The organism is Bacillus cereus group sp. MG9 (assembly GCF_040459995.1).
Lineage (GTDB): Bacteria > Bacillota > Bacilli > Bacillales > Bacillaceae_G > Bacillus_A > Bacillus_A mycoides.
The window spans coordinates 4,094,651-4,107,391 of sequence record NZ_JARVHC010000001.1; the positions used below are offsets into that span (position 1 = coordinate 4,094,651).

The window sequence follows — 12,741 nt, forward strand, 5'->3', positions numbered from 1 at the left end:
AACCAAAATATAACATTCGTCAAGGTTATTGTTTTATATTTCTGAAAATTGTTACACAATTTCCACTCTACTCAGAAAATATACTCCAGCTGAATTTCATGTGAAATCGCGATATTATCATAACCAATAAACGGAATTTCTTTCTTTATTTTTCGTGCTTCCTTTACCGCATCAATATACAAGTTCGTCATCATGAAGTTACGTTTTTGATAAAAACGAAGTGCGTTCATATTATCATTCGTCGTAATAAGCCACACTTTTTTACATTCGTTCTCTTTTGCCACTTGCAACACACAATCCACCAGTTTTGTACCAATCCCCTTCCCTTCCTCAAAACTATTTAACGATACAATTTCACACATGTTTTCTATCACTTTATATGTTACAATTCCCACTATTCTGTTATTTCTAAGGGCAATAAAACCAGGTAATTCTTCTAATTGATGTACTCTGCCTCGCGAGACCATCATTGAGCTTCCCCAGTTTTCACACATAAAATCCTGAATTGCTTCTTTCATTTCTGGTGTGATTTTTTGTATATGAACCATACACGATTTCTCCCCTTTTCACATCATTGTGATACAATGTTAGTGTATCACATGTAGAGGTATTTGGAGGATGAGGTAAAGTATGAAACGTTTTTTTACAGCATTGTTTACTATACTAGGTGCACTAACTGCGATTGGGATTTTCTTTACAAATAAAGTTATGTACTTGAAGAAAAAAACAGAGGAAGAAGTTTTAGAACGCGAAACGAAAAAGCATTTTCATTTGGACGATTTTAAGGCTATTCAAAAAGAAGAGGTTCACATCCCTTCTCAATTCGGATACGAACTTCACGGATATTACATGCCAGCTGGTCATTCCAATAAATTTATGATTTTTTGCCACGGTGTGACTGTAAATAAAATGAATTCCGTTAAATATGCAAACTTATTTTTAAATAGAGGATATAACGTATTTATTTATGATCATCGCCGTCATGGTAAAACCGGTGGTAAAACAACAAGTTATGGCTATTATGAAAAACATGATTTAAAGTCAGTAGTTGACTGGCTAAAAGATCGTTTCGGAACGAATATTACACTCGGAATTCATGGTGAATCTATGGGCGCTGCAACTCTTCTTCAATATGCAGGACTTGTAGAAGATGGTGCTGATTTTTATATTGCTGATTGTCCTTTCTCTGATTTTTATGGACAGTTACAACATCGTTTGAAAGTTGAGTTTCATTTGCCAAAATGGCCTTTATTACCTTTAGCAAATGCCTTTTTAAAAGTTCGTGATGGCTATACAATTCGTGAAGTTTCACCAATTGATTGTATAAAAAATATTAACAATCCGGTTCTCTTTATTCATAGTAAAGATGATGACTATATTTTATCTGATATGACGAAATCACTTTATGAAGCGAAAGAAAATAATAAACAGCTTTATATTGCAGAACATGGTGCACACGCTTGCTCTTATAATGAAAATAAAGAAGAGTACGAAGATGCCATCGATCAATTTTTAAACACATATGTAAAAGAAACAAAAAACAGGCTTGCATAAGCCTGTTTTTTTACTGCGCTAAAACGTCTGTAACTTGTTCCATATTTTCAGAAATCCACTTTACTGCCTCGTCTAGCGTTGGGAATTCCGTCGTTTGAAAAGTTACCTCATCTTGAAGTAACCAAACATCTTTCGGTTCTTGTCCTACACCTGCGATTGACCAATGAAGTAAACTATATGGATGATTATCATTCAAAAATGATGCCCATGTGCGCTCATTTGCAATATTTTGTAGTGTGTGTAATTTTTTATCCATCTTTCGTCACCTTACTCTAGTCAGTTATAAAAACTATTATAACACTCTCTTCTCTCTCAAACAAAGTGCTCTTTTTATCCCGCATTAACGGGCAGTAAGACTCCCACCTCAAAATTCAGCTTAGGCAAAGAAGTAAGGTGGGAGATTAACTGCCCGTAAACGCCCGATTGGTTCAACTAATAATCAGTGGGGATGCCCCCACTGATTAAAGTTTCACTTTATATTGTCAAGTACTCTCCCTAATTATATGATTAGAGTAAGCGTTTGGAAAGGAGGGATAACGTTGGCAAAAGTACAAATTAAAGTGAATGATAATGGCTCTTTTCGCGTTACAGGGGACGTGGAATTAGTTGACTCACAAGGGAATGTATTCCCAGCAAAACCAGCATTTTCTTTATGTCGTTGTGGTTTATCAAAAAATATGCCTTATTGCGATGCTTCGCATAAAGGAAAATTCGAGTCTGTTGTTAGAGCACCAGAGGCAGAATAAATATTTAAAGAGCATGCACATTTATTTGTGTATGTTTTTTCTTTTGATCAAAGCCTATACAGCCCTTCCCCTTTCCACATTTTTATTACTTTCTTCCCCATTCAAATCGGCATATATTTTCAAACAATTCTTCACATTCGAACATTTTTTACTATGCTTTTTTCTTTTTTGTGCTATAATGTGAGCAAACAACATCCTTCGGGGTCGGGTGAAATTCCCAACCGGCGGTGATGAAGCGATAGCTTCTAAGTCCGTGACCCGTTTTCAACGCGAAAACGGTGGATCTAGTGAAACTCTAGGGCCGACAGTATAGTCTGGATGGGAGAAGGATATGTTTTCTAGTAATTTTATATAGCGAATACACTTTTATTTCAGTATGCATATTTTTAAAGTTTCATTTTGAATCTTTATATATGTTTTATTTTGTATAGTTATGTTTCTATACTGAAATAAAAAGATACGACTAGCGTTGAAAGAATTTGATATTTTGCTAGGTTTTTTCCTTATGCCAAAATATCAGTCATCGTTAGGTTTCTTTCCTATACTTTCGTATTCGAACTATATTTCTAGAAATCACGTCTCCCAAACCCCAAGGATATAAAATCCTTGGGGTTTTTTGATTTTTTCAGGAGAGGTGAAAAGAATGACAGATCAAGAATATATGAGGATTGCCTTGCAGTTAGCACAAGGAACATCGGGACAAACAAGCCCAAATCCTATGGTTGGTGCCGTTGTTGTTAAAGATGGGGAAATTGTTGGAATGGGTGCCCACATGCGTGCCGGTGAAGAACATGCTGAAGTTCATGCTCTTCACATGGCTGGTGAAAGAGCAAAAGACGCTACCGTTTATGTAACACTTGAACCGTGTAGCCATTTTGGAAAAACACCCCCTTGCTGTGAATTACTCATTGAAAAAGGAGTTCAGCGTGTTGTAATTGCTACTCTTGATTGCAATCCCCTCGTTTCCGGAAATGGAAAAAGGAGATTGGAAGAAGTTGGAATCGAGGTAACTACTGGTGTTCTTGAGGCGGAAGCCACTTTATTAAATCGATACTTTTTTCACTATATGAAAACGAAACGTCCCTTTGTAACAATAAAAACAGCAATGAGCTTAGATGGAAAAACAGCAACTATAACCGGTGAAAGTAAGTGGATTACAGGCGAAGAAGCACGCGCTGACGTTCACCAATATCGTCATATACATGATGCTATTCTAGTCGGTGTGAATACAGTTCTAACTGATAATCCACACTTAACAACACGAATTCCAAACGGAGGTAAACATCCTATACGCGTTATTTTAGATACCCACTTACGAACGCCGCCATCTTCTCATGTCATAACAGATGGCTTAACTCCGACATGGATTATTGTCGGTAAGGATGTAAACAAAGAGAAAATAGCGTCTTATGAATCTAACAATATAGCTGTATTCCAAATGAAAACACAGCAAATTGAAATACAAGATGTCCTATCCCTACTCGGTGAGAAACAAATTCTTTCTCTGTTCGTTGAAGGTGGTCAAACGGTGCATGCAAACTTCTTAAAAACAAATAGTTTTAATGAAATCGTGACCTATATAAGCTCGAAATTAATTGGTGGAAAAGATGCACCCACCTTATTTGGCGGAGCTGGTTTTTCGAAGTTACAAGATGCACTTTCCTTAACAATTCAAGAGATGAAACAAATCGGTAATGATATAAAAATTGTTGCAACCTTAAAAAGCGAGGTGACGGAATGTTTACAGGAATCGTAGAAGAGTTAGGAACGATATCAAGCATGACTCAAAGTGGTGAAGCAATGAAGCTAACTATTAGCGCAAAGCAAATTTTATCGGATGTCAAATTAGGTGATAGTATCGCAGTTAACGGCATTTGCTTAACAGTAACTACTTTTACGACTACTTCATTCACTGTCGACGCAATGCCTGAAACAATGAAAGCAACATCACTTCGTATGCTAAAGCCAAGTGCCAAAGTGAATTTAGAACGGGCGATGGCTGCAAACGGACGATTCGGTGGACATTTCGTCACCGGACATATCGATGGCATCGGCACGATTTTAACTAAAAAACAACATTACAATGCCATCTATTACAAAATAGCAATTTCTGATGAATTACTACGCTATTGTTTGCATAAAGGATCCGTTGCTGTTGATGGCACTAGCTTAACAATATTTGATATAGACGAATCTTCAATTACAATTTCACTCATCCCCCACACAGTAAGCGAGTCTATAATCGGAGAAAAAAAAGCCGGGGACATCGTAAACATTGAGTGTGACATGATTGGAAAATATATTGAACGCTTTATCTCAAAGCCCGCAAAAAGAACTGGTTCAATGACCGAAAGCTTTTTACAAGAAAACGGATTTCTATAAGGAGGAAGCACAATGTTTCATCGTATTGAAGAAGCTCTAGAAGATTTAAAACAAGGAAAAGTTGTTATCGTATGTGATGATGAAAACCGAGAAAATGAAGGCGATTTTATTGCTTTAGCAGAGTACATTACACCAGAAACGATTAATTTTATGATTACACACGGTCGTGGTCTCGTTTGTGTACCCATTACGGAGGAGTACGCAGAACGTCTACAGTTAGAACCAATGGTATCTCATAATACAGATTCACATCACACTGCGTTTACAGTGAGCATTGATCATGTTTCTACAACAACAGGGATTAGTGCTCATGAACGTGCAACTACGATACAAGAATTGTTAAACCCTGCATCAAAAGGCTCTGATTTCAATCGCCCTGGACATATCTTTCCATTAATTGCGAAAGAAGGCGGTGTACTGCGCCGTGCTGGTCATACAGAAGCCGCTGTCGATTTAGCCAAACTTTGCGGAGCAGAACCAGCTGGAGTCATTTGCGAAATTATAAATGAGGACGGTACGATGGCACGTGTACCTGATTTACTAGAGTGCGCAAAACAATTTGATATAAAAATGATTACAATAGAAGATTTAATTGCTTATCGCCGCCATCACGAAACACTTGTGACAAGAGAAGTGGAAATTACATTACCTACAGATTTCGGTACTTTCCATGCAATTGGCTATTCTAACTCATTAGATATGAAAGAACATATCGCGCTCGTAAAAGGTGATATTTCAACAGGCGAACCTGTACTTGTACGCGTTCATTCAGAATGCTTAACAGGAGATGTATTTGGTTCGTGCCGCTGTGATTGCGGACCACAGCTACATGCTGCACTTGCTCAAATTGAGCGTGAAGGAAAAGGTGTTCTTCTCTATATGAGACAAGAAGGACGAGGCATTGGCCTTCTGAATAAGCTTCGCGCTTATAAGTTACAAGAAGAAGGGTTAGATACTGTAGAAGCAAATGAAAAACTTGGGTTCCCAGCTGATCTTCGTGATTACGGTATTGGCGCTCAAATTTTAAAAGATTTAGGCTTACAAAGTTTACGATTATTAACGAATAATCCACGAAAAATTGCTGGCTTACAAGGTTACGATTTAGAAGTAACCGAGCGTGTACCGTTACAAATGCCAACAAAAGAAGAAAATAAAACGTATTTACAAACGAAAGCAAGCAAATTAGGACATTTACTAAACTTATAATTAAGGGAGAGATACATTATGGTATTCGAAGGTCATTTAGTTGGTACAGGATTAAAAGTTGGGGTTGTTGTTGGACGTTTTAATGAGTTTATTACAAGTAAGTTACTTGGCGGAGCTTTAGATGGATTAAAGCGTCACGGTGTAGAAGAGAATGATATTGATGTTGCATGGGTTCCTGGTGCATTTGAAATTCCTTTAATCGCTAAAAAGATGGCCAATAGCGGAAAATATGATGCTGTTATTACATTAGGTACAGTAATTCGCGGTGCTACAACACATTACGATTACGTTTGTAATGAAGTAGCAAAAGGTGTTGCGTCTTTATCACTACAAACGGACATTCCAGTTATTTTCGGTGTATTAACGACAGAAACAATTGAACAAGCGATTGAACGTGCAGGTACAAAAGCTGGTAATAAAGGATATGAATCGGCAGTTGCTGCGATTGAAATGGCTCATTTATCAAAACAATGGGCATAAAAAATAAAAAAGAGGCTGCGGCCTCTTTTTTATTTTTTTACTTTTTTCCGTACATCTTTTATTAATTCATCCATTGTTTTTCCTTCTGTTTGTATACGAAGCGTTTGTGCTGTTCTCCATACATTCTCTCTTTTCTTCGCTTCTTCTATAATAGTAATTTCTTTTCGCACTTCCTTTAAATCTTTCCCTTCTGTTTTCAATCCAAAATGTTCAGCTTTCGTTCGAAAATGTTGTTCAATTCGTTGTTGCATTTCTTTTTGTTCAGGATTTTCGGCAGCCTTAACTGGATCAGCACTTATTGCTTTTAGTAAAATTAGACAAGTCATAATCGCTAATATATATTTGTGCATGTAAAATCCTCCAACCCAATATAAATTACATATTTACTATGTACAATTGGGGCTTGGAAAATTCGTCTACAAAATTATTTTTCTCGTCCAAAAGTGACTACTATCAAGCGTTAATGGACTTTTATTACATTTTATTTACAAAAAAAAGCAACCCCTTTAAAGAGTTTGCTTTTCATCTATCTTATAGCGCACATTCTTCAATCTCAAATCCTAAATCTTCAATCATACCCCAGTCCGCAGTCGGCTCTTGTCCAGCTGTTGTTAAATAGTCCCCGACAAAGATAGAGTTTGCTGCAAATAAACCAAGTGGCTGTACAGAACGTAAATTAAGTTCTCGACCACCTGAAATACGAATTTCTTTTGTTGGATTTACAAAACGCATCATCGCCAACACTTTTAAACATTCTACAGGTGTTAATTCTTTTTGTCCTTCAAGCGGAGTACCCTTTACAGCAACAAGGAAATTACATGGAATAGAATCCGCATCTAAACGTTGTAATTCAAATGCAATTTCAGCGCGCTGTTCAATCGTTTCTCCCATTCCGAAAATTGCTCCAGAGCATGGAGAAATACCGGCTTGCTTCGCTTTTTGGACTGTATCAACACGATCGTCATACGTATGCGTTGAACAAATGCTATCATAATTGTTGGCATGCGTATTTAAATTGTGATTATAACGATGCACACCAGCTTCTGCTAACTGACCTGCTTGATCTTCATTTAAAAATCCTAAACAACAGCAAATTTTTAAATCTGTCGTTTCACGAATTTCCTTAACTGCTCCAATAACGTGATTTACTTCTTTATTCGTCGGACGACGACCAGATGCAACAATACAATATGTACCTGCTTTACGACGAATTGCTTCGTGCGCTCCTTCAACAATTTTCTCTTGTGTTAACCATGCATACTTATCAATCGGTGCTTCTGAAATAATAGACTGTGAACAATACCCGCAATCTTCAGGACATAATCCAGATTTCGTATTTATAATCATGTTCAACTTTACTTTCTTACCAAAATGATGATGGCGAATGATGTAAGCTGCATTCATAATTTCTAAAACCTCTGTATCATCAGCTTCTAATATTGCAATTGCATCTTCTTTCGTAATCATTTTCTCTTCTACTACGTCGTATGCAAGTTTTTTCCAATCCCTTTTTGTTTGTACTTGTTTCATTTCATCTCTTCCCCTCTTTTGTTATATACGTAAATAAAGCATGATATGTTGCCATTATCCCTTCTTTTCCCGTGAAGTCTCTTTCGTATATACGAAGCATCGTACGAAAGAGTGAAGGGCTTTGACAGTAAGACTCTTCATTACTATTGGTTGCCCCTACTTTTCGAATAGAATGTAGAAACTTCCTAACTTCTGTAAAGCTTTCTATGTAACACGTTTCAGAAACATGTACATTTCCTAATGGATTTTTGCATATATTCACTAACTGTTCTTTCGAAACGAATCGTTGTCCTATTGAAGTACAATTGTGTATCCCCTTTTCTTTCTTAGCACGCTGAAAAGACGTATGCAATTCTTGAAAAGTCGTATTACCAAACGTGGAAAATAATAATATTCCTTCTTCAGACAAATAGTTAAATAAATTTTTCACTGTCTCTTTTAAATCATTAAGCCATTGAAATGTAGCATTTGAAATGATGACATCATATGGATTTTCTAATTTTAATTGTTCAATATCTTCACATCGAAACATCACATTTCCCAAACTTTTTCTAGTTTTCGCGACTGCAATCATCTCATCAGCAAAATCCACAGCTGTAATATGAGCTTTCGGAAATAAATTTGATAATTGCTCTGTTACATATCCTGTCCCGCATCCAAGTTCTAAAATACGTATCGATGATGTTTCACTATATCGTTCCTTCAATGTAGAAAGTAACGAATGCGCCATCTTTTTTTGTACATTTGCATATTGATCGTAGGATACAGCCGCCCCGTTAAACCGTTTTTGCAGTAACGTTTTGTTGATCATGTCGTATCCCCTCTACAAATTGAATAATTTCATTTGCGCAATATTCAAAATTCGTTACACATAATGCATGCCCAGCACCGCTTACTACTTTTAGATTGGCATTCGTATTATTCGCCATACTATGGGCTGCAGACAATGGACATATTACATCCTGCTCTCCATGAAGGAGTAACAGCGGGGCTTTCATATCTATTACTTCATTTCTCATATCTGTTTCTATTAAATAATCTAAGCCTAATTGTAAAGACTGAATCGAGTCTCCTTTAAACTTCTGCGCAATCTCTTCAAAACTCGTATTCTCCCTCAGCTCACTTTTTGTAAACATATTTTCATAGAAACGCTTCAAAGTATCTTCTTTTTTTCTCGTTAAATTCTTTTTCATACGTTCTACATGCAAGGAATTCCATCCACTTGTATAGTCACTTGTATTGGTAAATTTAGCGGTACCACCAATTAGTACGATACCTTTTGCCTTAACCTTTTTATGAGCTTGAACTGCTGCTAACGCTCCTAGTGACCATCCAACTAAAATTACATTTTCATCTTTTGCTACATCTATTATTCGCCCCGCAAATTCACTTTGTTCTTTCACATTACGCCAATCTATACATTGAACAGAATATCCTTTAAAATACGGCAGAACTAAAGTCCAAACACCTTCTTCCATTCCCCATCCAGGAATAAAAATAACCTTTAGCTCTTTCATACGAATAACCCCTCTTCTTTACCAATGCGTATAATATGCTGAATAGCCCATTTCAAATCAGCTATTGTATGTTGGGACGTAACTGCAAAACGGACCCGTGAACTATTAACTGGAACCGTTGGTGGACGAATTGCAATTGCTGCAATACCTACCTCTTGCAGCCTTCTACTAAACCGTAAAGCTGCTTCATTTGAACCGACTACAATCGGTACAATATGAGTTGAGCTATTCCCAATATCAAAACCAGCTTCTTGCAAATGTGTCCTAAAATATGCTCCATTCTCTATAAGTCTCTCTCTTCTTTCATTATCTTCTTTCACAATTTCAATTGCTTTTTGCACTGCTCCTAACGTTCCTGGTGGTAAAGCTGTTGTAAAAATAAAGCTTCTCATCATATTTTGTAAATACTCTATATACATTGCATCACCTGTCAAATACGCACCATAACACCCTAGAGCTTTGCTAAACGTCCCCATATGTATATCAATTTTTTGAGCAATATCTTTTTCTATATGAGACAACCCTGCTCCATCAATTCCATATATTCCACTCGCATGTGCTTCATCGACTATAATCATTGCTCCATATTTCTCTTTCATTTGCACTAAATCTCTTAGATATGCAGTATCACCATCCATACTAAAAACAGTATCTGTTACGATTAATTTTTTCTTTTTTGGCGGTGCTACTTGCAACAGCTTCTCTAAATGATCTAAATCATTATGACGATACCTTTTATGCTCTGCTCCGCTTAATATAATCCCATCAACGATGCTTGCGTGATTTAATTTGTCACTAAACACAATATCGTGACGACAGGCTAATGAAGAAATCACTCCAACATTTGCGGTATATCCACTATTTACAACTAAGGCTTTTTCAGTACCTTTCCAATCACATATACTTCTCTCAACCTCTTCATACAGTGGATAATTTCCTACAACGAGACGAGATGCTGTCGCTCCAGTTCCATATTTTCTTGTGCAGGCAATAGCAGCTTCTTTCAACCTTTCATCTCCAGCTAACCCTAAATAATTATTTGATGCTAAATTTAGCATCCTTTTCTCATTTCGAATAAGCCATGTCTCTTCCGCTTTCTCTGTTACATGTAAATTACGATACTGCCCTTGCTCCTTTAATTGTTCTACTTTAGATTGAAGATGCGTGCGCCACATTTGATTCATTTTGGATGAGCTCCTCTAATTTTGAAATCATAATATGTTCTTTTACCGATTCCAATAATTCTTCCCTTGTAAACTCACCTTCAAGGAATGGTAATAAACCTAAAACAGGTACTCCACTTAACTCCTCAATCATTTCTTTGTTTTCTTGCACTCTTTCTTTTTCACATTCTTTACAACCAGACAAAATTACACCTGCTACTGTTAAACCGTGTGCCTTTGCATAAGAAATTGTTAAGACAGTATGATTAACTGTCCCTAGTGTCGGACGCGCTACTACAATAAGAGGGAGCTGTAATTCTTTTGCAAAATCAATCACTAAAGCGTCTTCTGTATATGGGACGGCAAGCCCACCAGCTCCTTCTACCAATAGGCTATTAAACTCTTTTAGTAGTTCATTATAGTGAGCAGTAATTTCTTTTAACATTACCGTCCTTCCAGCTCTTTTCATAGCAAGTCTCGGAGCAAGTGGTTCTTCAATGGAATAAGGACAAATTTTATCTTCTTTTGTCGGTACACCCGATAATGCTTTTAATCTTGCTGCATCACCCTCAGGATTTAATGCAACATGTCCACTTTGCAACGGTTTATATACACCAACATTATGTCCACGCTCTCGAAATATACCTGCCAATGCTCCTGTCACTACCGTTTTGCCAACTTCTGTATCCGTTGCTGTTATAAAGAAACCACTCATTACTCTCCCTCCGTAACATCCGAGATTGCTTTATATAAAATGCGTAACATCTCATCAATCTCAGCCACCGTAGATGCAAGAGGAGGCATAAATACAATCGTATTACCGAGTGGTCGCAAAATCATGCCCAGCTCTCTTGAACGTTTACATACTTGAACGCCTACTCTTTCAGTCCATTCAAACGATTCTTTCATTTCCTTATTCTTCACAAGTTCAATACCAACCATTAGCCCACACTGACGAATATCTCCTACGTGCTTATATTCATTAAGAGCTTCTAATTGTGCCGCTACATATTCTGCTTTATACGCAACATCTTCTATTAAATTAGTTTTTTCATATAGTTCTAAATTTGCAATTGCTACGGCACACCCTAACGGATTCCCTGTATAACTATGACCATGGAAAAACGTTTTTTGTTCTTCATAGCCTCCTAAAAAGGCATTATAAATTTCATCTGTCGTTACCGTAATTGCCACTGGTAAATAACCACCTGTTAAACCTTTTCCGGCTGTTAAAATGTCTGGCGTTACATCCTCGTGTTCACATGCAAACATTTTCCCGGTACGCCCAAATCCAGTCGCTACCTCATCTGTAATAAATAATACATTGTATTTTGTACATAAATCGCGAAGCCCTTTTAAGTATCCTTTTGGCATTGTAATCATCCCACCAGCACCTTGCATTAATGGCTCCACAATAATAGCTGCTACTTCTTCATGTTTTTCTTGTAGCATTTCTTCCATTTCTTCTAAATGTTTCTTTACAATTTGTTCCTTATTATCTCCATAAGGAGAACGATATGTATATGGATACGGCATTTTAATTGCCTCAAATAATAGTGAACTATACACTTGGTGAAACAAGTCTATTGCTCCTACTGAAACAGCACCTATCGTATCACCGTGATATGCTTCTTTTAATGTAACAAATCTTTGTTTTTTCGGTTTTCCTTTATGCTGCCAATATTGAAAGGCCATCTTAATTGCAATTTCAACGGCGCTAGAACCAGAGTCTGAATAGAATACTTTCTTCAAACCTTCTGGTACAACTTCAATTATTTTTTCTGCTAATAAAATAGATGGAACGTTAGCAAGTCCTAGCATAGTAGAATGAGCAATTTTATTTAATTGCTCACGAATTGCCTCATCTAGTTCCGGTACTTGATGCCCATGAACATTTAACCAAATAGACGAAACACCGTCCCAATATTCATTTCCATTTACATCGTATAGCTTTCTTCCCTCTCCACGTTCAATAATGACAGGATCTTCTTCTAAATAATCTTTCATTTGTGTAAATGGGTGCCATACGTAATCTTTATTCTTCTTCGATAATTCTTCATATGTATAAGACGATTTTTCACTCGTGTTACTATTAACAGCCACAATTGTCACCCCTAATGTTAACTCATTTATAAATATAGTTAACATTAAAAACAAATGACT

General features: G+C 36.8%; 15 protein-coding genes and 1 riboswitch. Of the genes, 6 read left to right on the plus strand and 9 right to left on the minus strand.

Going from position 1 to position 12,741, the window contains the following annotated elements:
• Positions 1 to 71: 71 nt before the first annotated feature.
• Entirely contained in the window at positions 72 to 548 is a 477-nt protein-coding gene (locus QCI77_RS20935; protein WP_353825425.1) for a GNAT family N-acetyltransferase, read from the minus strand.
• Positions 549 to 630: 82 nt separating this feature from the next.
• On the opposite strand from QCI77_RS20935, the gene QCI77_RS20940 reads away from it, so the two are divergent.
• A complete protein-coding gene (locus tag QCI77_RS20940; RefSeq protein WP_002014993.1) occupies positions 631 to 1,554 on the plus strand; it encodes an alpha/beta hydrolase in 924 nt (307 codons plus the stop codon).
• A gap of 10 nt (positions 1,555 to 1,564) precedes the next feature.
• Here QCI77_RS20940 and QCI77_RS20945 read toward each other — a convergent pair whose 3' ends face one another.
• A complete protein-coding gene (locus QCI77_RS20945) occupies positions 1,565 to 1,810 on the minus strand; it encodes a DUF2552 family protein (protein WP_002014992.1) in 246 nt (81 codons plus the stop codon).
• A gap of 283 nt (positions 1,811 to 2,093) precedes the next feature.
• Between QCI77_RS20945 and QCI77_RS20950 the strand changes: the two genes are divergently transcribed.
• The 5 genes from QCI77_RS20950 to ribH all read left to right on the plus strand — a co-directional run bounded on the left by QCI77_RS20950 (position 2,094) and on the right by ribH (position 6,368).
• Positions 2,094 to 2,300, plus strand: coding sequence for a CDGSH iron-sulfur domain-containing protein (locus QCI77_RS20950; protein WP_001151582.1), 207 nt, complete (start codon positions 2,094 to 2,096; stop codon positions 2,298 to 2,300).
• 190 nt (positions 2,301 to 2,490) lie between these two features.
• Positions 2,491 to 2,634: riboswitch (FMN riboswitch) on the plus strand.
• Between the two features lie 309 nt (positions 2,635 to 2,943).
• On the plus strand, positions 2,944 to 4,056 hold the full coding sequence (gene ribD, locus QCI77_RS20955) for a bifunctional diaminohydroxyphosphoribosylaminopyrimidine deaminase/5-amino-6-(5-phosphoribosylamino)uracil reductase RibD (RefSeq protein WP_353825426.1): 1,113 nt from the start codon (positions 2,944 to 2,946) through the stop codon (positions 4,054 to 4,056).
• Positions 4,038 to 4,682 (plus strand): riboflavin synthase, encoded by a 645-nt coding sequence (gene ribE / locus QCI77_RS20960; RefSeq protein ID WP_002088492.1) that lies wholly within the window; start codon positions 4,038 to 4,040, stop codon positions 4,680 to 4,682. Before ribD ends, ribE begins: the two co-directional genes overlap by 19 nt.
• Positions 4,683 to 4,694: 12 nt before the next feature.
• Positions 4,695 to 5,888 carry a bifunctional 3,4-dihydroxy-2-butanone 4-phosphate synthase/GTP cyclohydrolase II gene (gene ribBA / locus QCI77_RS20965; protein ID WP_002033864.1) on the plus strand — a complete coding sequence of 398 codons (1,194 nt, stop codon included), beginning with the start codon at positions 4,695 to 4,697 and terminating at the stop codon, positions 5,886 to 5,888.
• A gap of 18 nt (positions 5,889 to 5,906) precedes the next feature.
• The gene (gene ribH / locus QCI77_RS20970; protein WP_000230892.1) at positions 5,907 to 6,368 is read left to right on the plus strand and encodes a 6,7-dimethyl-8-ribityllumazine synthase; all 462 of its coding nucleotides are present in this window, start codon (positions 5,907 to 5,909) and stop codon (positions 6,366 to 6,368) included.
• Between the two features lie 29 nt (positions 6,369 to 6,397).
• Here ribH and QCI77_RS20975 read toward each other — a convergent pair whose 3' ends face one another.
• From QCI77_RS20975 to bioA, 7 genes are all read right to left on the minus strand, one after another.
• Complete coding sequence (locus QCI77_RS20975; protein WP_000549778.1) at positions 6,398 to 6,718, minus strand: hypothetical protein; 321 nt, start codon at positions 6,716 to 6,718, stop codon at positions 6,398 to 6,400.
• Positions 6,719 to 6,899: 181 nt separating this feature from the next.
• Positions 6,900 to 7,898 (minus strand): biotin synthase, encoded by a 999-nt coding sequence (bioB, locus tag QCI77_RS20980; protein ID WP_002014986.1) that lies wholly within the window; start codon positions 7,896 to 7,898, stop codon positions 6,900 to 6,902.
• 1 nt (position 7,899) lies between these two features.
• Positions 7,900 to 8,709 carry a malonyl-ACP O-methyltransferase BioC gene (gene bioC / locus QCI77_RS20985; RefSeq protein ID WP_353825427.1) on the minus strand — a complete coding sequence of 270 codons (810 nt, stop codon included), beginning with the start codon at positions 8,707 to 8,709 and terminating at the stop codon, positions 7,900 to 7,902.
• Positions 8,675 to 9,415: an alpha/beta fold hydrolase gene (locus QCI77_RS20990; RefSeq protein ID WP_353825428.1), complete on the minus strand. Its 741-nt coding sequence runs from the start codon at positions 9,413 to 9,415 to the stop codon at positions 8,675 to 8,677. The genes bioC and QCI77_RS20990 overlap by 35 nt, the downstream gene beginning before the upstream one ends.
• Positions 9,412 to 10,599 (minus strand): 8-amino-7-oxononanoate synthase, encoded by a 1,188-nt coding sequence (gene bioF, locus QCI77_RS20995; RefSeq protein WP_353825429.1) that lies wholly within the window; start codon positions 10,597 to 10,599, stop codon positions 9,412 to 9,414. Before bioF ends, QCI77_RS20990 begins: the two co-directional genes overlap by 4 nt.
• Positions 10,565 to 11,293, minus strand: a complete 729-nt coding sequence (gene bioD / locus QCI77_RS21000) for a dethiobiotin synthase (protein WP_353825430.1) — start codon at positions 11,291 to 11,293, stop codon at positions 10,565 to 10,567. Before bioD ends, bioF begins: the two co-directional genes overlap by 35 nt.
• Positions 11,293 to 12,726 (minus strand): adenosylmethionine--8-amino-7-oxononanoate transaminase, encoded by a 1,434-nt coding sequence (bioA, locus tag QCI77_RS21005; protein ID WP_353825431.1) that lies wholly within the window; start codon positions 12,724 to 12,726, stop codon positions 11,293 to 11,295. Before bioA ends, bioD begins: the two co-directional genes overlap by 1 nt.
• Positions 12,727 to 12,741: the final 15 nt, after the last annotated feature.

What these genes read in the sequence shown, in the direction of transcription:
- bioD (WP_353825430.1), bottom strand. Translation starts at nt 11,293, where the DNA reads ATGAGTGGTTTCTTTATAACAGCAACGGATACAGAAGTTGGCAAAACG.
- bioA (WP_353825431.1), bottom strand. Translation starts at nt 12,726, where the DNA reads ATGTTAACTATATTTATAAATGAGTTAACATTAGGGGTGACAATTGTG.
- bioF (WP_353825429.1), bottom strand. Translation starts at nt 10,599, where the DNA reads ATGAATCAAATGTGGCGCACGCATCTTCAATCTAAAGTAGAACAATTA.
- QCI77_RS20990 (WP_353825428.1), bottom strand. Translation starts at nt 9,415, where the DNA reads ATGAAAGAGCTAAAGGTTATTTTTATTCCTGGATGGGGAATGGAAGAA.
- QCI77_RS20940 (WP_002014993.1), top strand. Translation starts at nt 631, where the DNA reads ATGAAACGTTTTTTTACAGCATTGTTTACTATACTAGGTGCACTAACT.
- QCI77_RS20935 (WP_353825425.1), bottom strand. Translation starts at nt 548, where the DNA reads ATGGTTCATATACAAAAAATCACACCAGAAATGAAAGAAGCAATTCAG.
- QCI77_RS20945 (WP_002014992.1), bottom strand. Translation starts at nt 1,810, where the DNA reads ATGGATAAAAAATTACACACACTACAAAATATTGCAAATGAGCGCACA.
- ribD (WP_353825426.1), top strand. Translation starts at nt 2,944, where the DNA reads ATGACAGATCAAGAATATATGAGGATTGCCTTGCAGTTAGCACAAGGA.
- ribBA (WP_002033864.1), top strand. Translation starts at nt 4,695, where the DNA reads ATGTTTCATCGTATTGAAGAAGCTCTAGAAGATTTAAAACAAGGAAAA.
- ribE (WP_002088492.1), top strand. Translation starts at nt 4,038, where the DNA reads ATGTTTACAGGAATCGTAGAAGAGTTAGGAACGATATCAAGCATGACT.
- QCI77_RS20975 (WP_000549778.1), bottom strand. Translation starts at nt 6,718, where the DNA reads ATGCACAAATATATATTAGCGATTATGACTTGTCTAATTTTACTAAAA.
- ribH (WP_000230892.1), top strand. Translation starts at nt 5,907, where the DNA reads ATGGTATTCGAAGGTCATTTAGTTGGTACAGGATTAAAAGTTGGGGTT.
- bioC (WP_353825427.1), bottom strand. Translation starts at nt 8,709, where the DNA reads ATGATCAACAAAACGTTACTGCAAAAACGGTTTAACGGGGCGGCTGTA.
- bioB (WP_002014986.1), bottom strand. Translation starts at nt 7,898, where the DNA reads ATGAAACAAGTACAAACAAAAAGGGATTGGAAAAAACTTGCATACGAC.